Origin of the sequence: Kaistella jeonii, from assembly GCF_000812865.1 — a bacterium.
GTDB lineage: Bacteria > Bacteroidota > Bacteroidia > Flavobacteriales > Weeksellaceae > Kaistella > Kaistella jeonii.
This window is the reverse complement of the sequence record NZ_JSYL01000001.1, coordinates 491103-516054: the sequence shown is the minus strand read 5'-3', so window position 1 is coordinate 516054 and position 24952 is coordinate 491103. Positions and strand designations below refer to the sequence as shown.

Annotated in this window: 26 protein-coding genes and 1 tRNA gene; 17 read left to right on the top strand and 10 right to left on the bottom strand. The window is 34.3% G+C overall.

Annotation, left to right across the window (positions count from 1 at the left end; genetic code table 11):
- Positions 1–12 precede the first annotated feature (12 nt).
- From OA86_RS02265 to OA86_RS02235, 7 genes are all read left to right on the top strand, one after another.
- The gene (locus OA86_RS02265; protein ID WP_052257346.1) at positions 13–2622 is read left to right on the top strand and encodes a T9SS-dependent M36 family metallopeptidase; all 2610 of its coding nucleotides are present in this window, start codon (positions 13–15) and stop codon (positions 2620–2622) included.
- 118 nt (positions 2623–2740) lie between these two features.
- Positions 2741–3469, top strand: coding sequence for a T9SS type A sorting domain-containing protein (locus tag OA86_RS02260; RefSeq protein WP_039348083.1), 729 nt, complete (start codon positions 2741–2743; stop codon positions 3467–3469).
- A gap of 101 nt (positions 3470–3570) precedes the next feature.
- Positions 3571–4131: a hypothetical protein gene (locus tag OA86_RS02255; protein ID WP_039348080.1), complete on the top strand. Its 561-nt coding sequence runs from the start codon at positions 3571–3573 to the stop codon at positions 4129–4131.
- Positions 4132–4401: 270 nt separating this feature from the next.
- Positions 4402–5115, top strand: a complete 714-nt coding sequence (locus tag OA86_RS02250; protein WP_246008059.1) for a peroxiredoxin — start codon at positions 4402–4404, stop codon at positions 5113–5115.
- 62 nt (positions 5116–5177) lie between these two features.
- Entirely contained in the window at positions 5178–6509 is a 1332-nt protein-coding gene (locus OA86_RS02245) for a cytochrome ubiquinol oxidase subunit I (protein WP_039348409.1), read from the top strand.
- A gap of 3 nt (positions 6510–6512) precedes the next feature.
- On the top strand, positions 6513–7586 hold the full coding sequence (gene cydB, locus OA86_RS02240; protein WP_039348407.1) for a cytochrome d ubiquinol oxidase subunit II: 1074 nt from the start codon (positions 6513–6515) through the stop codon (positions 7584–7586).
- Positions 7587–7598: 12 nt separating this feature from the next.
- The gene (locus tag OA86_RS02235) at positions 7599–7895 is read left to right on the top strand and encodes a hypothetical protein (RefSeq protein ID WP_039348074.1); all 297 of its coding nucleotides are present in this window, start codon (positions 7599–7601) and stop codon (positions 7893–7895) included.
- 116 nt (positions 7896–8011) lie between these two features.
- Here the strand turns inward: OA86_RS02235 and rplS are convergent, their stop codons facing one another.
- Positions 8012–8365: a 50S ribosomal protein L19 gene (gene rplS, locus OA86_RS02230; RefSeq protein ID WP_039348071.1), complete on the bottom strand. Its 354-nt coding sequence runs from the start codon at positions 8363–8365 to the stop codon at positions 8012–8014.
- A 524-nt stretch (positions 8366–8889) separates the two neighbouring features.
- Here rplS and OA86_RS02225 point away from each other — a divergent pair.
- Positions 8890–9591 (top strand): CoA transferase subunit A, encoded by a 702-nt coding sequence (locus tag OA86_RS02225; RefSeq protein ID WP_039348068.1) that lies wholly within the window; start codon positions 8890–8892, stop codon positions 9589–9591.
- An 81-nt stretch (positions 9592–9672) separates the two neighbouring features.
- Here the strand turns inward: OA86_RS02225 and OA86_RS02220 are convergent, their stop codons facing one another.
- From OA86_RS02220 to OA86_RS02200, 5 genes are all read right to left on the bottom strand, one after another.
- Entirely contained in the window at positions 9673–9981 is a 309-nt protein-coding gene (locus OA86_RS02220) for a helix-turn-helix domain-containing protein (RefSeq protein ID WP_052257344.1), read from the bottom strand.
- Positions 9982–9993: 12 nt separating this feature from the next.
- The gene (locus tag OA86_RS02215) at positions 9994–10350 is read right to left on the bottom strand and encodes a type II toxin-antitoxin system RelE/ParE family toxin (protein ID WP_039348065.1); all 357 of its coding nucleotides are present in this window, start codon (positions 10348–10350) and stop codon (positions 9994–9996) included.
- A 232-nt stretch (positions 10351–10582) separates the two neighbouring features.
- Positions 10583–11629, bottom strand: a complete 1047-nt coding sequence (locus tag OA86_RS02210; protein ID WP_039348061.1) for a flavin monoamine oxidase family protein — start codon at positions 11627–11629, stop codon at positions 10583–10585.
- A 51-nt stretch (positions 11630–11680) separates the two neighbouring features.
- A complete protein-coding gene (locus OA86_RS15170) occupies positions 11681–12136 on the bottom strand; it encodes a hypothetical protein (protein WP_052257343.1) in 456 nt (151 codons plus the stop codon).
- Positions 12137–12259: 123 nt separating this feature from the next.
- Complete coding sequence (locus OA86_RS02200) at positions 12260–14062, bottom strand: ABC transporter ATP-binding protein (RefSeq protein WP_039348058.1); 1803 nt, start codon at positions 14060–14062, stop codon at positions 12260–12262.
- A 126-nt stretch (positions 14063–14188) separates the two neighbouring features.
- On the opposite strand from OA86_RS02200, the gene OA86_RS02195 reads away from it, so the two are divergent.
- Entirely contained in the window at positions 14189–14842 is a 654-nt protein-coding gene (locus tag OA86_RS02195; RefSeq protein ID WP_039348054.1) for a CoA transferase subunit B, read from the top strand.
- Positions 14843–15034: 192 nt separating this feature from the next.
- On the opposite strand, the gene OA86_RS02190 is transcribed toward OA86_RS02195, so the two are convergent.
- Positions 15035–15778, bottom strand: coding sequence for a dienelactone hydrolase family protein (locus OA86_RS02190; protein WP_052257342.1), 744 nt, complete (start codon positions 15776–15778; stop codon positions 15035–15037).
- Between the two features lie 240 nt (positions 15779–16018).
- On the opposite strand from OA86_RS02190, the gene OA86_RS02185 reads away from it, so the two are divergent.
- Positions 16019–16381, top strand: coding sequence for a cupin domain-containing protein (locus OA86_RS02185; protein ID WP_039348051.1), 363 nt, complete (start codon positions 16019–16021; stop codon positions 16379–16381).
- Positions 16382–16505: 124 nt separating this feature from the next.
- Here OA86_RS02185 and OA86_RS02180 read toward each other — a convergent pair whose 3' ends face one another.
- Positions 16506–17114, bottom strand: coding sequence for an HAD family hydrolase (locus OA86_RS02180; protein WP_039348048.1), 609 nt, complete (start codon positions 17112–17114; stop codon positions 16506–16508).
- Positions 17115–17176: 62 nt separating this feature from the next.
- Positions 17177–17611 carry a type I restriction enzyme HsdR N-terminal domain-containing protein gene (locus OA86_RS02175; RefSeq protein WP_039348045.1) on the bottom strand — a complete coding sequence of 145 codons (435 nt, stop codon included), beginning with the start codon at positions 17609–17611 and terminating at the stop codon, positions 17177–17179.
- A gap of 2 nt (positions 17612–17613) precedes the next feature.
- Between OA86_RS02175 and holA the strand changes: the two genes are divergently transcribed.
- From holA to OA86_RS15635, 5 genes are all read left to right on the top strand, one after another.
- On the top strand, positions 17614–18651 hold the full coding sequence (holA, locus tag OA86_RS02170) for a DNA polymerase III subunit delta (protein WP_039348043.1): 1038 nt from the start codon (positions 17614–17616) through the stop codon (positions 18649–18651).
- A 520-nt stretch (positions 18652–19171) separates the two neighbouring features.
- Positions 19172–20050: an IS110 family RNA-guided transposase gene (locus OA86_RS02165; protein ID WP_052257341.1), complete on the top strand. Its 879-nt coding sequence runs from the start codon at positions 19172–19174 to the stop codon at positions 20048–20050.
- A gap of 463 nt (positions 20051–20513) precedes the next feature.
- Positions 20514–21455, top strand: a complete 942-nt coding sequence (gene trxB / locus OA86_RS02160) for a thioredoxin-disulfide reductase (protein WP_039348039.1) — start codon at positions 20514–20516, stop codon at positions 21453–21455.
- A 59-nt stretch (positions 21456–21514) separates the two neighbouring features.
- Positions 21515–21880: a fluoride efflux transporter CrcB gene (gene crcB, locus OA86_RS02155; RefSeq protein ID WP_039348036.1), complete on the top strand. Its 366-nt coding sequence runs from the start codon at positions 21515–21517 to the stop codon at positions 21878–21880.
- A gap of 109 nt (positions 21881–21989) precedes the next feature.
- A tRNA-Ser gene (locus tag OA86_RS15635) sits at positions 21990–22074 on the top strand.
- Positions 22075–22264: 190 nt separating this feature from the next.
- On the opposite strand, the gene OA86_RS02150 is transcribed toward OA86_RS15635, so the two are convergent.
- Positions 22265–23248 (bottom strand): hypothetical protein, encoded by a 984-nt coding sequence (locus OA86_RS02150; RefSeq protein ID WP_039348034.1) that lies wholly within the window; start codon positions 23246–23248, stop codon positions 22265–22267.
- 341 nt (positions 23249–23589) lie between these two features.
- Between OA86_RS02150 and OA86_RS02145 the strand changes: the two genes are divergently transcribed.
- Positions 23590–24495 (top strand): universal stress protein, encoded by a 906-nt coding sequence (locus OA86_RS02145; protein ID WP_169743936.1) that lies wholly within the window; start codon positions 23590–23592, stop codon positions 24493–24495.
- Between the two features lie 9 nt (positions 24496–24504).
- Positions 24505–24951, top strand: coding sequence for a GNAT family N-acetyltransferase (locus OA86_RS02140; RefSeq protein ID WP_039348027.1), 447 nt, complete (start codon positions 24505–24507; stop codon positions 24949–24951).
- Position 24952: the final 1 nt, after the last annotated feature.

Here is a 24952-nt window from a genome sequence, read left to right as displayed (position 1 = left end):
TAATTAATATATATGAAAAATAGAAATTTACCCTTGAAGATTGCAGCGGTTTGTTTTATGTTTTCTTTCGGTAGTGTGAATGCGCAGGATTTTAAATCAATAATCCAGAATCACATCTCAGCAAAGAATACGTTCTTGAAACCTAATCTAAATCATTTTGAAATCGTTAATCAAGATTTTTCCAAATCAATGAACGGCGAAGTTGTAAAAATACAACAGTCCTTTAATGGAATACCAGTTTACAATGCTTTAGGTACTGCGTTGATCAAAGACGCAAAAGTTACTTACATCAATGACACTTTTACTAAAAATTATGTAACTGCCTCACAGCCGAGTTCAGCGAAAGCAACAAAATCAATTTTTGGTGATGTAGCGCAGACTTTAAACTTGAAAAACAGCAGTAATTACGAACTTATTGGGATTAATGATGCTGACAAAGAAGGAGCTGCATTTGTTAAAACCCGTTTGATTTATTTTCAAACTGAAAGTAATGACCTGAAATTATGTCATGAATTCATTTTCGAAGAAAAAGGTACTTCAAACTATTGGGATATTCTTGCTGATGCGACTACAGGACAAATTTTGAGCAAACAAAATCTTACCCTTTCTTGCAACTTTAAACATGATGCTTACAGCCATGATTATTCGGCGCATACACCAGAAGGTTTTGCAAGTGATTTCTCGTCAAATTCAAATAAAGAAGTTGGCGCTTTGGCACCTTTAGCTGCAAGTTACCGAGTTTTCGCTTTGCCTCTCGAAAGTCCAAGTCATGGTGCAAGAACTTTGGTTAATAATCCTTGGTTTACAGACGCTTCTCCAGAAGGATGGCATTCAATTCCAGGAGGAAGTTTCATTGGTAATTACAATACAACAAGAGGAAATAATGTAATGGCTTATGACGACAAAGCTAATGCAAATGCACCTGGAGCTTACGCTGATGGTGGCGCGGCTAGATCATTCGATTTTCCTTTTATTGTAAACGATACTGCAGGAAATCTAAATTCAGCAACAACCAACTTGTTTTACATTAATAATAAAGTTCACGATATTTTTTATCGTTTAGGCTTTACAGAAACAGCCAGAAATTTCCAGGGATGGAATTTTGGCAAAGGTGGTTCACAAAATGATTATGTTCAGGCAGAGTCGCAAGATGGTGGTGGAACAAATAATGCTAATTTCTCTACGCCAGGAGATGGTTCTAGACCAAGAATGCAAATGTATCTTTGGGATGCAACAGTTATAGAAAGAGTTTTTTATAATGCGCCAACAGAAGCAGTTGGTAGAGTTGTAGCTAACTATATATCTACAACTTTTGGTCCTACTTTAGATGCAACAGGTATCACTGCAGATGTTAAAATAGCAGCTGTTATCGACGGTTGTGCTCCATTACCGGCAGGTTCACTTGCAGGAAAAATTGGATTAATTGCAAGAGGAACTTGCGAGTTTCAGGCAAAAGTACAGGCAGCACAAGATGCAGGAGCAAAAGGAGTTATCATTTACAATATGCCCGATTCTGCACCAACAGCTGGAATGGCAGGAGTAAATGCAAACATAACAATTCCGTCTGTGTTGATTGATAGTTCTGAAGGTATTTATATGAAAGGACTTTTAGCAACCCAAAACGTAAATATTACTTTAAAGTACGATCCTGCTGGACAAGCAACAAGAGATGGAAGTTTTGATAATGGAGTAGTAATTCACGAATATGGCCACGGAATTTCTAATAGAAATACAGGTAACGGTTCATCTTGTCTTAACTCATCAGCTGATAAAGAACAAATGGGTGAAGGTTGGTCAGATTTCTTTGCATTGATGTTGACTAATCAACCGGGAGCTACAGCTGCTGTTGCAAGAGGAATTGGTACTTACGCCACTTCTGAAGCGATTACTGGTGGTGGAATCAGACCTGCAAAATATTCTCCAGACTTGGCAATCAACGGTTACGGTTATGGTGATACCAACGGAATGGAATATCTACCTCAAGGAGGAACTGTTTTAGTACCAGATGTTCACTCAATTGGATTCGTTTGGGCAACAATGTTATGGGATTTACATTGGAAATATGCTGAAAAATACGGTTATTCCTCAGATGTAAGTGCAAACACAACAAACGGAAGTACAAGAGTTTTACAAAATGTAGTGAATGGTTTGAAACTACAGGTTTGTAACCCTACATTTATAGATGGGAGAGATGCAATTTTAGCTGCTGAAGCTGCAAATACCACTACTGGAGGTGCAGATAAATGTATGATTTGGAATGTTTTTGCAGCCAGAGGTTTAGGTGTAGATGCATCTGCGGGTTCTAAAACAGATATCAACGATCAAACTTATAGTTATGATGTTCCTGTAGAATGTGTTTTAGCAACAAATGATGTTAATGCTACAAAAGCTTTCAGTATCTATCCAAACCCTGCTAAAAACGAATTTTTCTTAAAATCAAACAAAAGTATATTAGGAAAAGTTAGTGTAGAAGTTTTCGATGCTAGTGGAAAATTAGTTTCCAGTCAAAAAATCGCAGCTACAGAAGCAGTAAACACACAAGCTCTTCCAAATGGAGTTTATGTAGTGAAAGTTACAGGATTAGGAGTAGAGTATTCTTCTAAACTAATGATTAAAAAATAATTTTAATTAATATTTTCAAACCGCCTTGTATTTGCAAGGCGGTTTTTTTATGGTATTTTTTTAAGTTGATATTTTTAGTAAAACATTTATATCTTTATGCTAAACTAAAAACACCATCATGAAAAAAATCTACATTTTAATTTTAGGATTCTTCTGCTTTTTCGCTTCGGCACAACCCTACAGTATTTTACTCAAAAATGCAGACTGGACGATCACGAAAATCCAGTGGAGCGGCGTTGATTATTATCCGCCAGTTCCATTCACACAATCAGGCAAAGTGGCTTTCGATTTCGATAACAATAATGGATTCAATTCTATTTTTTTCAATACTGCGGGTGGGAAACTTACTTTTGGTGCTAACAATGCAGCTTATTTTACACTTCAGAATGTTGCGGTTACTTTAGCCGAATATTATGGAGAAAACGAACAAGCTATTCGACAGTTTGATTCGATGGCAACGACCTTTTATTTCGGATTTCAAACCTCAGATCAGTTCACTTTTCAATATGAACAGATTTTTTCGGGTAAAAATTTAATTGTCACCAATAAATATGGAAACAAAATTTTCTACTCCAATCTGATCTTAGGGAATAGCGAAATTCTTTTAGATAACGCAATTTCCATCTATCCTAACCCGGCAAAAAATGAGATCTTCCTGAGATCATCAAAAGCTATCGCAGAAAATTCTACTGTAGAAATTTTCGATAACTCTGGAAAATTGATTTCTACACAGAAAATTTCGCCTAAAAATTCATTTAGTGTACAAATGCTTCAGAATGGGGTATACACGGCTAGAGTCAGCAATTTAGGAGAGCAATATTCTTCCCGATTTATTATTGAAAAATAATTATTGAAAAATATTCTTAGACTTTCTTTCCATTTGAAGACTCGTTTTATATATTTTCAAATCCCAAATCACGTTTCAATAATGCGATCTAAAAAATAAATTTGAATACAATTTTACAAAATACGGGCAAAATATCGAGCTACCTCATCGAAATGGGGATTTCTGATTTTGACGAAGCCTGTGAATTCGTTAAAAATCTACCTTATAAAAGAAATATTAATAAGGAAAATATTTTCTGCATCTTGGAGGAAGATGGTGGTACCTGCAGCACGAAACACGCTTTGCTCAAAAGATTAGCTGATGAAAATAATATACGCGACGTGAAATTAATGCTTGGAATTTTTAAGATGAATTCACAAAATACTCCAAAAATCGCCGCAGTTCTTCAAAATTATCGTTTAAAAGAAATGCCCGAAGCGCACAATTACTTAAAATTAGAAAACGAAATTCATGACTTCACCACCAGAAATTCCAAACCTGAAGATTTTATACACGATCTGGTAGAAGAAATAGAAATTCAACCGGATCAAATCACCGATTTTAAAGTAGATTATCACAAAAAATTCCTCAGAAATTACCTTCAACAAAATCCCAAAATTAACTATTCACCGGCAGAATTGTGGCAAATCCGAGAAGAGTGCATCGTCGCTTTACAGCATTAAAAAATCCATCAAAATGAACTATTGGGTTTCTTTTATTCTTGTAATCAGAATTATTTTTTGTAACCAGCTTCTTTATTCTCGCTTTTTACTCTAAGGTTTTGAACTCGTAGAAATTTCTTTTAAGATAAGATCCATCATTTAAAATATTTTAAATAAAATGATATAATTTTATAAATTTAATTTTGGTAAAGTGACTTATGTTACATTATTAAAAAAAATTGTTTACTAAATTTGAAGATAATTAAAATTTTAAATTTAAAAATTATGGAAATGTTACAACAAGAACAGGAAGTTTTTACAATGCCTAGAATTGGAGATAAAGCGCCAGAATTTACAGCGGTAACCACTCAGGGTGAAATTAATTTTCCATCAGACTATAAGGGAGAATGGGCGATTTTATTTAGTCATCCCGCAGATTTTACTCCGGTATGTACTTCAGAGTTTATAACTTTTGCTCATTTAGAAGAAAAATTTAGAAAAGCAAACTGTAATTTGGTAGGTTTATCAATTGATGGTTTATACAGTCATATTGCGTGGTTACGAACGATTAAAGATAAAATTAAATTCAACGGAATGGAAAATGTTGAAGTTAAATTTCCTTTAATAGAAGATATTTCTATGAGTGTTGCAAAAAAATATGGAATGATTCAACCCGGTGAAAGTAAGACTCAAGCGGTTAGAGCGGTTTTTTTTGTTGATCCACAAGGAATAGTGCGAGCTTTAATCTATTATCCTTTAAGCCTCGGACGCAATTTTGATGAGCTTTACAGAGCATTAATTGCAATGCAAACTGCAGATAAATTTAATGTTGCAACTCCTGCAGATTGGAATCCGGGAGACGATGTGATCATTTCTCCAGCAGGATCTTGTGGTGTTGCTGAAGAGAGAATGACCTGGACTGACGATTTGGAATGTGAAGATTGGTTTTTCTGTACAAAAAAATTAGACAAAGATTTAATTTTAGACGAAATTCTGAAAAAATAGAATAATTTATAATTTGAAAGAGCATCAAAAAGATGCTCTTTTTAGAATCTAACCATCCTTTTATGGAAGACATGATTTTTTACGATAGGTTGCAATTTGCATTTACCATCACTTTTCACTACATATTCCCACAGCTAACAATGGGATTATCTTTAATGATCGTCTATTTTAAGTGGAAATTTTTAAGAACAAAAGTTGATCAATACAACGATGCTGCTAAATTTTTTATGAAAATTTTTGCCATAAATTTTACAATGGGAGTCGTCACAGGAATTCCTATGGAGTTTCAATTCGGCACCAACTGGGCAAAATTTTCTGAATTAACGGGTGGTATTATTGGTCAAACATTAGCAATGGAAGGAATGTTTTCCTTCTTTTTAGAATCCTCCTTTTTAGCCCTATTTATTTTTGGGGAAAAACTCATGGGACAGAAACTACATTTTCTCACAGGTTTTCTCGTTTTCCTTGGTTCTTGGGCAAGTGGATGGTTTATTTTGGCCACCAACGCCTGGATGCAAAATCCAGTAGGTTTCGAAATTTTAGAAAATGGAAAATATGCTTTGAAAAATTTTTCTGCCCTGTTTATAAATCCATGGCTTCTGCCTGCTTTTTTACATAATCAATTCGCTTCTGTGGTAACCTCCTCTTTTGTGGTTGCAAGTATCGGAGCTTTTTATATTTTAAGAAAGAAACAAGTTGAATACGGGAAATTATTTTTAAAAACAGGAGTCGTTTTTGGATTAATTTCGAGCGTTTTATTAGCATTTCCAACAGGAGATTGGAATGCGAAAAATGTGGCAAAATACCAACCTGCATCTTTTGCTGCAATGGAAGGGATTTTTAAAACAGAAGAAAAAGGAGCAGAGATCGTACTCATTGGTCAACCCAATATGGTTGAAAAAAAATTAGACAATAAGATTGCCGTTCCCAATATATTGAGTTTTTTAACCTATCAGGAATGGGATAAACAAATACCAGGAATGGATCAATTTAAACAAGATCAATTACCAGATAATATTCCAGCACTTTACTACTCTTATCATATCATGGTTGGTTTGGGCACCTTATTTATTGCTATTATGGCAATGGCACTTTTATTTTTATGGCGAAAAAAATTGTACAACTCAAAACCATTACTTTGGATAATTATGTTCCTACTTCCATTTCCATATATCGCAAACATTACCGGTTGGTATACCGCAGAATTAGGAAGACAGCCTTATTTGGTTTATGGTTTATTAAGAACAAGTGAGGGTATTTCTCCCACTGTTTCCTCCGGTAATACCTTATTCACTTTGCTTGGTTTTGTTGCTTTGTATATGTTACTGGGTTTATTATTTTTAGTCTTAGTTGGTAAAACTATTCACCATGGTCCAAGACCTCAAACAAATTAAATGATGGAAATATTTTGGTATATAATTATTGCAGTTGTTTTAACCATATTTTTTATTTTAGATGGTTATGATTTTGGAACAGGTATAATTCATTTGTTTTTTGCGAAAGAAGAAAACGATAAAGAAGTAATTGCAAAATCTGCGGGTTTATTTTGGGATTCAAATGAGGTTTGGCTGGTTGCAGGCGGCGGAATGCTTTTTATGGCTTTTCCCTCTTTTTATGCCTCTGTTTTTAGTGGTTTCTATTTGCCTTTAATAATAGTTTTATGGTTAATCGTTTTTAGAGCAATTGGCTTAGAATTTAGAAGCCAATTTAATTATCAAATGTGGAAAGATTTATGGGATACCTCCTTCGGAGTTTCTAGTTTATTACTGGCATTATTTTTCGGTATTGCTTTAGGAAATATTGTAAGAGGAGTAAATTTAGGTGGTGTTACCAATGGAGTTTCTGTTTATGAAGGACACTATTTTTTCTTACCATTATGGGATAGTAGCTTTAGTCCCTTAAGCAAAACGCCCGGTATTATAGATTGGTTTACTATTATTATTGGTTTAATTTCAGTAGTTACTTTAGCAATTCACGGTGCGAACTGGATTATTTTAAAAACCAATTCTTCTATCAACAGTAAGCTCAAAGGCGTCATTTTTAAATTGAACATTGTACTTACTGTTCTCACCTTTTTTTCCTTATTGGTTTGGCAAATAGTAAAGCCCAATTCTTTGGATAATTTTTTCGACAAACCCTATTTAATAGTATTTCCTTTGATTTATTTTACAGGATTGATTGGTCTATTTTTTATAAAAAAATTAAAAAAAGATATTTATGGATTCGTTTTTTCAACTTTAGTAATATTGGGCGGAATAACATCCTCACTTGCATCTTTATTCCCCGTAATTCTTCCTTCCATCAATAATGTTAACGAATCTTTAACAATTTATAATACTGCAGCAGGAGAATATGGTTTGTCGGTGGCTTTAATTTGGGGAATTATTGGGTTCATCCTTCTTTTTACTTATTTTATCGTTCAAAAAAGATTGATGAGTGGGAAAATTGATAAAATGGATTATGGTCATTAAAATTGAGTAGCTATGACAGATACTTTGATCTCGCTCCTAAGTATTTTAATTGGTATCATTGGTGCTAACTTAATAGGTTATATTTTCAAAAAATATTCCTTAGGCATTATAGGAAATACCATTGCTGGTGTTTTTGGCAGTATATTCTTTATTAAAATGTTTGGTAGGCTAGGTTTCGATCCTATGTCAATCATGAAAACCGGAACTGTAAATACTCTTTTATTTGGGATCAATATTTTGGTCTCATTTATCGGTGGAGTAATTGGATCAGTAGCAGCGAAATGGCTGAAAAATAAACTTAATCAATAGCTTAAACATTACCAACAAAATTTAAGTCATAATTTTCCACCGAATGTATCACTGCTTTACAACTAAAAAACCCATCAAAATGAATTGATGGGTTTCTTTTATTCTTGGAATCAGAATTACTTTTTGTAAGCAGCGTCTTTAATTCTCGCTTTTTTACCTCTAAGTTGTTTAAAGTAGTAGATTCTAGCTCTTCTAACTTTACCTCTTCTGTCGATTTCAATTTTTTGCAAAGCAGGCATGTTCAAAGGAAAAACTCTTTGTACACCAACATCGCCGCTCATTTTTCTGATTGTAAATGTTTTGGTAGCACCAGTTCCTCTTAATTGAAGAACAGTTCCTTTAAAGAACTGAGTTCTTGTTTTCGCGCCCTCTTTAATTTCGTAATACACAGTGATGGTGTCACCGGCTTTGAATTCTGGGAATTCTTTTTTTGTGATGTACTTGTCTTGTACGTACTTTACTAAATCCATTTTTATAATAAAAATTTGTTTTGTCGAGCTAAGCAACTTTCACGGCCATCGTCAGAGGTTGATTAACAGGTTGCAAAAATACTACAAAAAATATTATCACCCAACACTTTAAAAAAATAAATCACATATTTCTTAACCTTAACCTTAACCTTAACCTCAATCTTTTTTTGGGCGTGTCCTTCACTCGGTCATTCAGCGCTCGCTTCGCTCGCGCAACATTCCCTCATTCAGGTCGGGCTGTACGCTAAATCTTTTTTTGCCCTTCCTTTTCCCTCTGAAAAAAAAGGATACCGCTTCTATCCCTCACGCAAGACTGCGCAAAAATAAAAATAAAAATTTTAAAAAGATTATGGAGGATAGAACTTCTGTGGACTTTTTACATAATTATTTTTCTAAAAACTCATGTGACTAATGTGTTAAAACATCTTTGTGACTTTGTGGTTAAAACTAAATCAGAACGTTTTACAAAAAATCAAAATTCCAAAAAAAATCGTAAATTAATGCCACCAATTTAATAAAGAAAAATGATCGATAAAAGAGTAAAAAATGTAGAAGAAGCCATCGCAGGAATCAGCGACGGAATGACCTTAATCGTCGGCGGATTCGGACTCTGCGGAATTCCAGAGAATACGATTCATGCATTAGTAGAAAGTAATGTTACCGATTTAACCTGTATCTCAAATAATGCAGGAGTTGATGATTTCGGATTAGGATTACTTTTGAAAAAGAAGCAAATCAAAAAAATGATCGCTTCTTACGTTGGAGAAAACGCCGAATTCGAACGTCAAATGCTTTCCGGTGAATTAGAAGTAGAATTAACGCCACAAGGGACTTTAGCCGAGAAATGCCGCGCGGCACAATGTGGGATCCCTGCTTTTTATACTCCTGCAGGTTACGGAACTGAAGTCGCAGAAGGAAAAGAAACCAAAGATTTCGATGGTAAAATGCATATTTTAGAACACGCTTTCAAAGCAGATTATTCCATCGTAAAAGCTTGGAAAGGTGATCACGCCGGAAATTTGATTTTCAAAGGAACCGCCAGAAACTTCAATGCTCCAATGGCAGGAAGTGGAAAAATAACCATCGCTGAAGTGGAAGAATTGGTAGAACCGGGGCAACTCGATCCGAACGAAATCCACATTCCCGGAATTATGGTGCAAAGAATTTTCCAGGGAGAAAAATTTGAGAAGAGAATTGAGCAGAGAACCGTTAGAAAAAGAGATTAGAACTTCCATTTTAATTTAATGATAAAAAAAACATTTCTCGAAAGGGAAATGTTTTTTTAGTGAAAAATCCAACGAATATTTCTAAAGACTAATTCCAAGTTCAAGTTTTCCACCCAATCCTTTCTCTACAATTTTTTGTAGTGTTGAAAGTCTCACGTCTTTAATATTATTTTCAACTTTTGAAATATAACTTTTATTGGTTCCGCATTTCTCCGCAAGTTGTTCTTGAGTAAGACCTCTCTCAAGCCTCGCTTTCTGAATTAACATTCCCAATTTAAACTCTTCAAATCCATTTTCGAAATCATCTCTTTTTTTTGTGCCTTTTTTACCATATTGTTTATCCAAAAGTTCATCAAAAGAAGTTAGTTTCATATTTTTTGCTTTATTCATTTTATTGTGATTTCAAGTTTTACTATTATATTCCAAGTGATACTGGTCTTTTATTTTCAGTGCTTTTTCAATTTCTTTCTTCGGTGTTTTCTGAGTTTTCTTTTGGAATCCATTTATTAAAATCACCAATTTACCTTCATCAAAAAAGCAAAATATTCTAAATATATCGCTTCCATTTTGAACTCTAATTTCGTAAAGTCCATTTGTGCCTTCCAAATGTTTAAAATATTCGGCAGGAATCTGATCAATTGTTTCAATCAATTTTATTGTCCAAAGAATTTTATCTCTAACCTTCTGCCTTTGTTTTTCGAGGAAGTCAGAAAAATAATTTTTGTAGATAAAGATATTTCTGATTTTTTGCTCACTCATGTCACTTGCAAATATACAAAATAAAGTTGTCCAAATAGGCAACTTTGTTTAAAGTAGATTCGCATTTCAGGAATTATAATTTAAATGATTTTCGAGGGAGGACATTTGAATAGAGAATTGAGTAGAAAATGCTGCGAAGAAGAGATGAAGGGAAATACGATTTATAAATTTTGAAAAAGTATAAAAAAATAAGTCTCGAAAATTGAGATTATTTTATATCAAATTGAAATTTTCATCGTCGTGATTCAACGATTTTCTGCACACTTTCAATCGCAGATATCACTGCTCCTTCCATATATCCAGGAAATTTTGAGGAAGTTTCTGAACCGGAAATAATTAATCGATTATCGAAATATAAATCCCTAAAAATTGGATTGCCATTATTTTGATGCGGAAAAAGGGAATGTTCAGAATCTTCAAAAGTATCAATTTCTTCACTCCAAACACATTCTTCATAATGTAAAAATTCTTCGACCCGACTTCCAAAAATATTTTTCAACTGATCGATAACGAGTTCTTTTCGCTCTGAATATGAGAGTTGCTTAAATGCAGAATTGATAAATCCACAAAGTGCATATCTGGAGTTTTCCTCATCACACTGATCATAAAACTCCACTATTGGACCAACATTACTAAAAAGCGTTCGAGGTAAATTTTCTTCCTTCCAAAAAGGTTTTGCAAACGTAAGTGCAACTTTTATAGAATCTTCCATCCAAGTGTGCGTTTGTAAAGCAATTTCTTTTAAATGTTCTGCAATTTCAGGCTCAAAAATAATTCCATTCGCCCACAATTTCGGCGGTAGAGCGAGAACAACAGCTTTGCCTTCAAAAATATTTTCTGCTTTTACAAAAACTGAATTTGTATTGAATTCGATTTCTTTTACCGCTTGATTAAGAATTACATCTTCTGGATTTAATTTCCGCACCAAAGTGTTAATCAGATTTGAAGTTCCACCAGCAATTCGGTAATTCGGCTCATTCTTCGGAATTTCTACAATTTGTGCAGGAAAATTAGAGTTCGGTTCATAAAAAACTTTCGAGTCCATGTATTGCTCAAATCGTCCGATTCCTAATTCTTCCAAAAGCGCTATTAAATTCGGATGTTGAGCAGTAAACCACGTCGCACCCATTTCTATTGGCGCTTCCTCTTTCCTGTAGATGGTATTTATTCTTCCGCCAACTCTGTTTCTGGCTTCTAAAATTTTAAATGGGATGCCTTCTTTTTTCAAAAGATAGGCGGTCAAAAGTCCAGATAAACCTGCTCCTACGATAACGATCATTCTTAATAATTTCTAATTGTAATATAATTTAACTGCTCCGTTTTCAATATTTTATGAAAAATTAGATGATGGGGTTTTCTTGAAGAAAGTCATAATTGCAGCGATAAATAGAGCTATAATGCTCAAAAGCCAAAGATAATATCCAGAACCAAGTGCTGTAATGTTTGTCGTTGCGCCACTTTCACCGTCCATAATAGAATTGAGACTTGCGAAATAGATTGCAAGAATTAGAGATAAGGTTACCGGTATAATTGCAAATTTCTCTTTATTGAGTATCAAAAAACCACCAAAAAAATAGAGTGGATTTGCGAGCCAGATGATTGTTGGGATTAATCCTCCGCCCAAAATGGCCATCCATCCTGCAAGCAACATATAAAAGGAATTGGAATAAATATCTGCCTTTGGATTAGCAACATAAAAAGGCGTAAAAAACATTGAAGAAATATAGAGCATAAAACTTCCTACTACCAGCCAAAAATGCACACTTTTAAACTTTTCTTTCATCATAATTACAGTTTTCGTTCCAACAATTTCAATAAAGGTTAGCTCTCAAATATACGTAATCTCACTAATCGGTTCGAAAATCGAAACACCGATATTTACACGAAATTGCGAGTAAAAACGTATTACTTAAACCGTCGTTCCAACCATTTTCCTTTCCCCAATTTGTTGTCTCCACATTGCATAGTACAACCCTTTTTCTGTCAATAAATTTTCGTGAGAACCGGTTTCGATAACCTGACCTCTTTCCAAAACATAAATTCTGTCCGCATGCATGATCGTGCTTAATCGATGAGCAATCAGAACCGTAATTTGTTCTTTTTCTCTGGAAATTTCCCGGATGGTAGAAGTGATCTCTTCCTCCGTAATACTGTCTAGAGCCGACGTTGCTTCATCAAAAATAAGCAAGTGTGGCTTTCTCAATAGTGCTCTTGCAATCGCGATTCTTTGCTTTTCTCCACCGCTTAACTTTAAGCCAGCTTCACCAATTACGGTATCAATTCCTTTCTCCGCTCGTTCAATTAATGCAGTACAACTTGATTTTTTCAAAGCCAGTCGCAGATCTTCCTTGGTCGCATTTGGATTTACGAAGAGAAGATTTTCTTTAATGGTTCCAGCAAAAAGTTGTGTGTCCTGTGTTACAAAACCGATCTGATTTCTCAGTTCATCAAAATCAAATTCATTTCCGTTGATATTATTGTAAAAAATAGAACCTTCTTTCGGGCGGTACAATCCAACTAATAATTTCACCAAAGTACTTTTTCCGGATCCACTTGGACCAACAAATGCGATGGTTTCTCCATTTTTCACTTCAAAAGAAATGTTATTCAAAGCTTTATAAGACGCAGATTGATGTTGGAATGAAACTTTTTCAAACTGTAATTTTTCTATCGCACCAATTTGTTTCGGCGTGTGCGGTTTCTCTTCACTCGGCTTCTTCATTAAATTATCGAAATTGAAAAGCGACGCTTCAGCTTCCCGATAAGAAATAATGATATTCCCGATTTCCTGCATCGGTCCGAAAATGAAGAATCCATAAAAAACCAAGGATAAATACTGTCCTGGAGTAACGATATTTTTGAAAATTAAAAACAATAAAGTAAACGTGATCACCTGTTGCAGAAAATTAACCAGCGTTCCCTGAATAAAACTCAAAGACCGAATGCTCTTTACTTTTCGCAATTCCAGTCCTAAAATCTTATAGGTATTGCTGTTCAGCCGTTTAACTTCCTGATTGGTTAAACCCAAACTTTTTACGATCTCAATATTTCTTAAACTTTCTGTCGTGCTTCCCGCTAAAGCCGTTGTTTCTGCAACAATATTTTTTTGAATACCTTTAATTCTCTTGCTCAACATATTGGTAATGAACGCGATAAAGAATATTCCAACCACATAAACCGGCATGATCGACCAGTGCAAACGGATCGCATAAATGGAAACGAAAATAATACTTACCAGAATCCCGAAAAAGATGTTGATGAAATTAGTGATAAATTTTACTGAATCCTCACGAACCTTCGTTAAGATCGAGAGTGTTTCGCCACTTCTTTGATCTTCAAACTGCTGATAAGGCAATGCCATTGAATGTTGCAGACCATCCGTAAAAATATTAGCACCAAATTTTTGCGTGATGACACTTACGACATAATCCTGAAAAGCTTTCGCAATTCGGCTCACCATGGCAGTTCCTATCAATAATCCTAAAAAATAAAAAACCCCGTGATAAAGATCGGTTCCCTTTAAAAATTCATCTAAAGTTCTGGGCAAAAGTTTTTTAGTATCAAAAAAATTAGGATGTGTTACCAACTGATCCAGAATATTTCCCGTGATCGCAGGACCGAACAAGGAGAAAACCTGATTAATTGTTGCTAATGCTAAAGATAAGATCAGCAGCCATTTATGTGGTTTTAAATATCGTAATAATGTTTTCATTCTGTAAAAATAATTGGGCGCAAAATTACAGATATAATTCCGATTGCTCACGAAATCTCATAGATTGACTCGATACTATTTTTATATTAAAAGGAATTTCTATAAATTGCAGCATAAGATAAACCCATGCTCACAAAAGAACAAATCGCCCAAAGAATTTCAAAAGAAGTTAAAGACCGTTACTACGTAAACCTCGGTATCGGAATTCCGACTTTGGTGGCGAATTTCGTTTCTCACGATCTTTCTGTAGAATTCCAGAGTGAAAATGGCGTTCTCGGAATGGGACCTTTTCCTTTTGAAGGAGAAGAAGACCCGGATCTAATAAACGCGGGAAAACAAACCATTACAACGCTTCCGGGGGCTTCGTTTTTTGATTCTGCTTTCAGTTTTGGAATGATCAGAAGTAAAAAAGTGGATCTCACCATTCTCGGTGCGATGGAAGTTTCGGAAAAAGGAGATATTGCCAACTGGAAAATTCCGGGAAAAATGGTGAAAGGAATGGGTGGAGCGATGGATCTCGTGGCTTCTGCAGAAAATATTATCGTGGCAATGATGCATGTAAACAAAGCCGGAGAAAGCAAAATATTGAAAAATTGTACGCTTCCTTTAACAGGAGTTGGTTGTGTGAAAAAAGTGGTGACAGAAATGGCTGTTTTAGAAGTAACACCAAATGGGTTCAAACTTTTGGAAAGAGCACCCGGAGTTTCAGTTGAAGATATTATAAAATCCACAGAAGCCGACTTAATTATCGACGGAGAAATCCCCGAAATGCAATTCTAACCAAATTAACACATCATACAAAAATCCTTTTCAAAACTGAAAAGGATTTTTTTTGAGAACTTTCTAGCGTTGATTTTTCAGATTAAGCAAATTCAAAAAGTATACTAATTAAATCTGCGTAATCTTTAAAATTTGCAAGAAAATATTTTACTTAAATTCACTGTCATGCTGAGCTTGTTGCAGCATTTTAAATTATTTTAAAATCTCCTTCAAAAACGTCATCGTATGATTCCAGGCTCTTTTTGCCATCACTGCATTATAATCAGGTGATTCTGGATTGGTAAAAGTATGTTTTGAATTCGCGTAAGTGATAATTTGCCAATCCGCTTTTCCTTCCTTCATTTCTGCGACCAAAGCGTTGTAATTATCCTGAGTCACGCCTTCATCATCTGCGCCATTTTCAACTAACATTTTTGTGGAGATCATTTCGTTTTTTCTCGATGCATCTTTTCCTAAACCTCCATGAATAGAAACGACACCTACAACCGGTATTTTTCCCCGCGCTACTTCCAAAGCTCCGGTTCCGCCAAAGCAGTAACCGATCACTGCGATTTTTTCAGGATTTGCACCACTTTTTTTCAATTGTTCCAGAGCCAAAGAAATTCTTTTTTGGTAAGCTTCAAAGTTTTGTTTGTAAGAACCTGCGATTTTTCCGGCAGATGGATAATCAGTTGGATTATTTCCTACACCATAAATATCGGCAATAAAGGCGATGTATCCAGCTATTTCTAATTCTTCAGCGGCCATTTTTGCCTCTTTATCAATTCCCATCCAAGCAGGTAAGATCAAAACTCCCGGAAGTTTCTTTCCTGCATTTGAAGTGACTAAACCACTTAATTTTTGAGCGCCGTCCTGGTAAGAAACGCTTTTCAGTTTTTGCCCGAATATTGTTCCTGATGCCATAAAAATTGCTGCTAAAAATACATTACGTATCATATTATTTATTTTTTATTAGTGTAAAAGTACATACAAACTCATTTACATCGATGGCTAAAAATAAAATCATGTCGATTGATATTTTTAATAATAAAATTACCAAGATTTTCATTTTGAAAAAGTCATGCTCTTATTTTTGATTTTTAAATTTAAAGATTTAATTTTGTTCTGATCGAAGTTGTAAGTTATTTACTTTCCTCATTCTTAATACTCATTAAAGCTTTTAAAAATTAAAAAAATATGTCAAAATATAAAATTCAAAAATCACCATTCATCGTTCCGACAACTGACGGAAAACTTATTGAAGAGATCTGGGGAAATTCCACCGATAATTCTAATATTTCGATTGCTCACATGGTTGCACCACCAAACTGGAGCGAACCTTTTCAAACGCCTGAATTTGATGAATTCACCTATATTATTAAAGGAAAAAAACAATTTGAAATCGACGGGGAAATGGTCATTTTAGAAACCGGACAAAGTATTCTAATTCAAAAAGGAGCTAGAGTGAAATATAGCAATCCCTTTGAAGATCCATGCGATTATTTAGCAATTTGTCTACCTGCATTTTCAATGGATCTGGTAAATAGGGAGGAGGTTTAAGTCGCAAGATTTAAACCTACTAAAAGATATCATGAATAAGTTTACTTCTTTGGAATTAGTTATCGAAAAAAGTAAAAAAACATTTTCAAATCCCTCTTCACTGGAGAGGGATTTAGGGTGAGGATTAAAATTCCACGCCTAATTCCTTCAGTTCTTTTTCTAAATCTGTATCTTCTTTAATATGAATGCAGATAAATCCTAAGGTTTTAGCAACCTCAATATTTTTGAAATTATCATCGATAAATACGGATTCATCTGCTTTAATTTGATAACGGTTTAATAGAACTTCCCAAATTTTCGGATCAGGTTTAATCAATTTTTCTGTGCCAGAAACTACAATTTTATCTTGAAATATTTTGAAGAAATCATAGTGGTCTAACGCATAGGGAAATAACTCTAAAGACCAATTCGTTAAACCAAACAATTCATATTTTGAATGTTCCAGTTTTCGTAAAACCGCCACGTTTTCGGGAATATCAGATTTTAGCATTGTTGCCCAGTTGTCATAATAAGCCCGAATTTCCTTTTCCCATTCGGGATGTTTTTTCACTTGTATTTCTGTACCTTCTTTTGTTGTTCTGCCACGATCTTGCTCTGAATTCCATTCGTCGGTCGCAATATTTTTCAGAAAATGTTCCATCTTTTCATCATCATTAAAATGATCCTTGAAAAAATAACGTGGATTCCAATCCATCACCACGCCGCCGAAATCGAAAATAATATTTTTAATCATTTAGATATTTATTAGTAATACAACAAAGGTCGTCAATAAAGACCTGAAAAAAAATCAATCTTTCAAAATTCACTCCTATAAAACTCATACTTTCCGTCGATAAACTTTGCAGAAATATGTTGTAAACCATTGCTTAAAATAATTTCTTCCGCGTCTAAAACAGAATTATATCTTGCAGTTTGCTCAAATGTTTTTTCGGTGAGTTTAATTTCCGGCGCTTTGCATTCTACCAAAATTTTTGCTACTGTTTTTTCAGTGACGAGCAAGTCAATTCTCTTTGTTGTATCATTTAAAATCAATTTTTTTTCTAAAATTAATGAAGACAGATTTCGGCCTTTAATAAAGTGAAAATAATGCAGCCAATGTTGTCGTACCCATTCTTCCGGCGTTAACAGGAACCAGGATTTGCGCACCAGATCATAAATAAAAAACTTATCTTTGTCTCTCTTGATTTGAAAGTCAAAATCCTCATTAAAATTCAGTTTCGGAAGTTCCATTTATGAAAGAATTAGATTTAATCCTCAAAAATATTAAAAATAAAGAGCTTTTGCCTATTTATTTTTTTCATGGTGAAGAACCTTACTTTATGGATGTTGCTTTGAAATCTTTTGAAAATGACTATTTAGAAGAAGACGAAAAAGCCTTTAATCAAACCGTAGTTTACGGGAAAGACACCAATTATTCCGACGTTCTTTCGTTAGCGCGACAATTTCCAATGATGGGAGATAAACAAGTCATTATTTTGCGGGAAGCGCAGGAAATTAAAATGACGGAGAAAGAAGCGGAAGCGCTGAAAGTTTATTCCGAAAATCCTGTCGAATCAACACTTTTGGTCATTGCGCACAAGTATAAAAAAGTGGATGCACGTAAAAGTTTTGCGAAAAACCTGACTAAAAGTAAAATGCTTTTCCTGAGTGATAAAGTGAAGGATTACGAAGTTGCAAAATGGATTACGAGCGAAATGATCAAGTTGAGTTTGAAAAGCAAACCACATATTCCGGTTCTACTTTCAGAGTATTTAGGAACCGATTTATCCAGGATTTCCAATGAGTTGCAGAAACTCAAAATGATTTTAAAGGAAGGCGAACTGATCGACGAAAAAATCATCGAAACGCATATTGGGATAAGCAAAGATTTTAATATTTTCGAACTCATCAAAGCTTTAGGCAAGAAAGATTCGACCAATTCTTTTAGAATTGCTCATTTTTTAGGTAAATCGCCCAAACAAAATTCATTTCCGATGATGATGGGGAATTTATACAATTTCTTCTCAAATCTGGTTATTTTCCATACGATGAAAGGAGAATCGCCTCAAAATCAAGCCTCTTCGATGGGAATTAATCCCTATTTTATCAAGGATTTTGCTGAAGCTGCACGTCTTTACAACCTTAAGCATTGCACCAGAATTATTTCCATTTTGCGCGAGATGGATCTCAAAAGCAAGGGGTTAGGCGCTGTAAACATGACGGAAAGCGAGTTGTTGAAAGAGATGGTATATAAAATTCTACATGTTGATCAATATAAAGTGAAGCTTTAAAATTTTCTTTTTTTGGGCGACTTAATCCGCCCTCCGTTCCCGCTTTTTTGTTCCACTCCGTTTCACAAAAAGAGCTCCACTCAGGTCGGGTCGCAATTTGGATATTTTAATGGCCAAGGAAATGGAGGCGTTAAGAAAAATTGATAGGAAAACGTCAAAAAATTTCTTTGTGCGAAGCGCGCAAAAATCTCAATACTCATGAAATATTTAAATTTTCGCGCGAGTTCAGAAATTTTAGTTTTTATATTAATTTTTTAGCTGTAGTTTCCAAGCCTTGAACTTTTTGTTCTCGTATGTTTGCAATAGTATAAATATCAGTTACTTTAGAGAATAAAGCTAAGAGACAGAAGAAATATTTTGGTTCAGGTAATTAAGTTTAATATACCGTAAAAAGAAAGATTCTCTGTCTCTAAGTTTCTCTGAATCTGAACAGTACTTAGGGAGTTTTATACATCCCGTATAAATGCGAGAAAAGATGATAAGGAACTGTGGCTTTTTTCCTAATTAAAATTAAAAAGTTATGGAAAAACATTGTGTAGGCATCGACGTGTCGATGGATTTTTTAGATTGTTGTTTTGGAACTTCTGATAGTTTTCAAAATCAAAAATTTGGAAAGAGTAAAAAGTTTGGTAATAATCAGGAGGGTTTTAAAGAACTTTTGAAATGGACAAATCAACAGAAAGTTTCCGCAGAATTAATTTTTGTAATGGAAGCTACGGGAGTTTATTATGAGCATCTGGCGTATTTTTTGAGCGAACATGAATGTAATTTATCCGTTTTGCTTCCCAATATGGTTAAACATTACTCCAAGAGTTTAAATGTAAAGACCAAGACAGATCAGAAGGATTCGGAGGTTTTATGCAAGTTAGGATTAGAAAGGAAATTAAGAAACTGGAACATGCCGACTAAAATCATGCGGAATTTAAAATTCTTTAGTCGTGAGTACCGTGAAGTAAAGTATAAAATAAATCAAATTAAAAATCAATTGCATGCACGTCAACACAGCCACGGTTGTCCCTCTTCTACAGAAAAGCGTATGAGAAAGCAGTTGGCTTTACTTGAAACACAAGTTGTAGAAATAGAAGCAGAATTACGAGTGTTGGTCATGTCTGATTCTGAATTTTATGAGAAGATACAGAAAGTATGCAGCATTCCTGGAGTGAGTTTTATAACTGTAATTTGCATAGTTGCTGAAACCAATGCCTTCGCTCTGATAACAAACACTAGACAATTGGCCAGTTACGCAGGATTAGATATCCAGCAAAATCAGTCTGGTAATCGAATAGGAAAAACAAGAATCTCAAAAAAAGGAAATAGTTTTATCAGATACGCATTGTATATGCCGGCTTTGTGTGCAAGTAGATTTAATCCGATAATGAAGGATTTTATAATAATTTAAAAGATAGAAAACCTGCAAAAAAGATAGCGGTAACCGCCGTTGCAAGAAAGTTAATGATCTTAATGTATATTCTATGGAAAAATGAGGAAGTATTTGACTCAGCTTATGAGCAAAAAAAAGTAGACAGGGTTGCGCCTGCCTACACGGGATGAACATAAAGTTCTCCTTAAAATAGTTTAAACAAATATCGAAAAATATTTGGAAATTAACACAGTACCTTTTGTTTCAAGACAAAAGGACAATGAGAAAGTTGTAGTGAGTACTTAATCAAGAGATTCTTCCTTCGTCAGAATGACAAAAAAATCACTGGTATTAAAAGCATCATTTCATTCAAAACTCAAAAGAACTATTTCTTTAAAAATTATACGTTATCGAAAAAATTCATCGCCGAAAACTTCGTTACCCCGAAATAAATCACGATTTTTGACAACTCAAAATTGTATCTCAACTTTAACCTTAATTAATGGAAGAAAATATTTTAGAATGTGTTATCGTAGGTTCCGGTCCGGCCGGATTTACAGCTGCAATTTACGCCGCAAGAGCCGACTTGAAACCAGAATTATATACCGGTCTTGAACCAGGCGGACAATTAACAACAACCACAGAAGTTGATAATTTTCCCGGATATCCAAACGGTGTTACCGGTCCTGAAATGATGATGGATCTTCAAAAACAAGCAGAACGTTTTGAAACAAAAGTTCATTATGAAATGATTACCAAAGCCGAATTTTCTACGGTAGTTGGTGGAAATCATAAATTATGGGCGGGGAATAAAGAAATCGTAGCAAAGTCTGTCATTATCTCTACAGGAGCGACTGCAAAATATTTAGGTTTAGATGATGAAAAGAAATATTCAGGAGGTGGCGTTTCTGCATGTGCGACCTGTGACGGCTTTTTCTACAAAGGAAAAGATGTTGTGGTTGTCGGAGCTGGAGATACCGCTGCTGAAGAAGCTACTTATTTGGCCAAATTGGTTAATAAAGTGACGATTTTAGTTCGTAAAGATTATATGAGAGCTTCAAAAGCCATGATTCATCGGGTAAGCAACACTCCAAATATCGAAGTAAAATTTAACCATGAATTAATTGGAATTGAAGGCGAAAATTCTCTGGTAGAAAGAGCTGTTGTCATCAATAACCAAACTCAGGAAACTTCGAAAATCGACGTTCACGGAATTTTTATTGCAATTGGTCATAAACCAAATACAGAAATTTTCAAAAATCAAATTACCCTAGACGATAACGGTTATATTAATACCATTCCAGGGACGTCAAAAACCAATTTACCAGGAATTTTTGCCGTAGGAGATGTTCAGGACAGCCATTACAGACAGGCAATTACCGCTGCTGGAAGTGGTTGTATGGGTGCGATGGATGCGGAAAAATATTTGGGAGAATTGATATAGATGTTTTTTAAAGATTATATTTTTCAAAGATCTTATTTCTAAAACTACGACCTTAAAAGATGAGAAACCTGTTCTACATATTCATTGGAGGAGGATTAGGAAGCGTATTTCGTTTTCTAATTTCGAATTTTACCCAAAAACTTTGGAATATCAATTCATTTCCGATGGGAACATTTGTGGTAAATATTATCGGGTGTTTTCTGATTGGAGTGTTTACTTCTTATTTTATCAAATTTGACAACTATTTGAAGTTTCTTTTGATTACAGGCTTTTGTGGAGGTTTTACAACGTTCTCTACTTTCTCAGCCGAAAACTATTCATTATGGCAAAGTGGCAACTATTCAATACTGATATTGTATGTTATATTGAGTGTAATTGTTGGTTTAATCGCTGTTTACTTCGGTTTACAAGTCTCTGAGAATTAATTTTTCCTTTGATAATGAAGGGTTTAAAATTTTTTTTCAAAAATAATTTGGTCAATATCTAAAAGGTCTTTATATTTGCACCACTGAAAATGAGAAATCAAATTTAGTTGGAGAACTGGCAGAGTGGTCGATTGCGGCAGTCTTGAAAACTGTTGACTGTAACAGGTCCTGGGGTTCGAATCCCTAGTTCTCCGCAAAAGCAAGCCCTAAACTATTAATGTTTAGGGCTTTTTTGTTTTTCGTTACGACTTACGTTATCGTTGCTAATTTTTTAAAAAAAATATTCGATTAATTGAAATTATTTACAGTTTTGATTGCAGTCTTAAATCCTTCTCTGCTTTAAGAATCCTTTCAGGTGTTTAATTATTTTTAAAAATGATAGCATTAAAAAGGTAAATCAATCGATTCCGGATCAATAAAATCCTTGGAATACGGATTCTCCAAATAACTCAATGGTGGTTTTTGAAACTTAATAATATCTTCTCGTTGAATGCCATAAACCGACCAGTAATTCGACAGTAACTGCGCAAATATATCCTCGTCCCAAAATCCAAAAGTTGGTCGGTTAGCGACCTGCAAAATAGGAATTGCTTCCATCGTAATTCCTTGGTCATTATTTTCAATTTTATATTCAGATCTATACTGTAAAAGATAATCTGAATAATGGAATCTTGCGTACAACTCTTCAAACTGAACAGGGTGTAAAACGTGACCTTTCATTTTGTCGAGAATGTCTTTTTGTTTCTCTCCAATAATTCCATTGTCTTGTAAACACGCGATAAAGCCAAAACCATTAACTCCAAACTGGAATAATAAATTAATAGCATCGTTGCGATAACTGAAAATATCGGCAGAATATTTAAGGGGAAATACAGCAATGCTCCAAGGTTTTTTTCCAATAAAGGAAACTGGTTCTATGATAGACTGCATCATTAAATGGAAATTGCCAAAACGTTCCCGAAGTGAGGAAGAAAGGTTAAAGTTTTCTCTTTGTCTTAGTAATCGGTCTCGTTCATAACGCATTTCGTAGTATAAATGTCCATAAACTATTCTTCCAGTCCATAGAAAAAGCAAATTTTCATCGAGTGATGCCATTCCTTCAAATCCTTTTTGATAAGCTTCCTGAATTTTTTCGTCCAGTTGCTCAAAAGCTTTTTTTACTCGGGGAGAACAAGGTAATTTCAGATCTTCATAATGATAAGACTTAGCTTTATCCATCATCTCAATGCGATCACCACCAAATTTAAAATGGTCCATCAACCAATCTGGGAACACGGATATTTTTTCAGTAGTTAAATCTCCGGTAAGGAAGCAAAATTGTTCGTCAAAAATCAAATCCTTAAAAGGATTAAAGAGTTGTAAGGACATAAATTAGTAAAGGATTAAGTTTGGAACTAATTGCAAATATAGCCATAAACTGCGGGTTTTTTCGCTCAATTTACAAGCATATTATTTCAGAAATAAAATTTTAAAAGTACGTTCATAAAGAGTAGTGATACTAAAAATGATATTTTATTAAAGTTTTTTTAACTAACATTTATCTCTCCTTACTTTTTTAAATCGAAATTATTTATTTTCGATTATTGTATAAAACGTTATTGAAAAATAAGTAATTGATACCACTTTTGGGTCTTTTTCTAACACGCTTTTCATTCGGGTCTTTGTAATTTTGCCTCAAGATTTTTTATGAACCATAAAATAAAATGCAGATGAGAACCGAAATCAATACCTTATTAATACCAGTTGATTTTTCAGATAAATCAAAAAATGCCCTTAAAGTTGCAGCGAAAATGGCACTTCGTCATCAAGCGAAATTAATTATAACACACATCGTTCAAACGTACACGATGATTGATCACGGCGGAAAACAAGTAATTGGTTCGCAAACGGTACAACATAATATTGAAGCGGCCGAAATAAAACTTGAGAAATTGAGAATCAGATTGTACGAAAAATATAATTTGAATATCGAAACCAAAATCAGCACCCAAAATATTGTAGATACAATTAATGATTTTGTAAATTCAGAGAAGGTAGATGTTGTGGTGATGGGAACTTCGGGACGTCAAAAGATGAAACAGTTTATTTTGGGATCTAATTCCTATAACGTGCTTTTACATTCAAACTGTTCCGTTCTTTTGGTGCCTGAAAATTTCAAAAAGACTTCTTTCAAAAAAATTCTTTTTCCAGTAAGAGTGCAACATGAACTTCATCAAAAGGCAGATATTTCTATGTTATTGGCTAATAAAAATGAAGGTGGAATTAATCTTTTGGGAGTTGGGAAACCAAACCAACTCATCGATGTTAGAAAAGCTTACATGGAAATGAAGAAGAATTTGCTCTTGAAATCTGCAGTTTATATTTCAGAATTTCAGCTGTCTCATGATAATGCAGAAATTATTTGTAAAGCAGCAAAGGAAAAGAACAGTGATATTATTCTCTTGGCTGATCAGGATGAAGACTCATGGAAATCCTTTATGGGAGATAATTTCTTTAAGAAAATGATCAATAAAAGTGATATTCCTTTGTTCATTGTGAAACCGAAATTGAAGAAACTCAATAATAAAACCGAAAGTGTCGCTGGTTATGATTTAACGATGCCGATTCCGGGATAAAATTAAGAAATGATAAATATAAATACCTACTCAGAACAAAATATTCCCTCAAACGAAATCAAACAAGAAATCATCAATTTCTTATTTGAAAATCTTGAACAGTATGGTGATCCGAAAAATGATATAGAAAAATCTTTGGATTATGCTTTTGGTAAAGAAAATAAACCAGGCGGAAACGTACTTTCTGCCGTTGATTCACAAACCCAGAAAATCGTCGGTGCAGTTATCATTAATAAAACTGGGATGAATGGATATATTCCAGAAAATATTTTGGTTTATATCGCTACCGATAAAAATCTGCGTGGTAAAGGAGTTGGAAAACAATTGATGCAAAAAGCGATCGAACTTTCAGAAGGCGATATGGCATTGCACTGCGAACCCGATAATCCTGCCAAATTTCTATACGAAAAACTGGGATTCACCAGCAAATATCTCGAGATGAGATTAAAAAAATAAA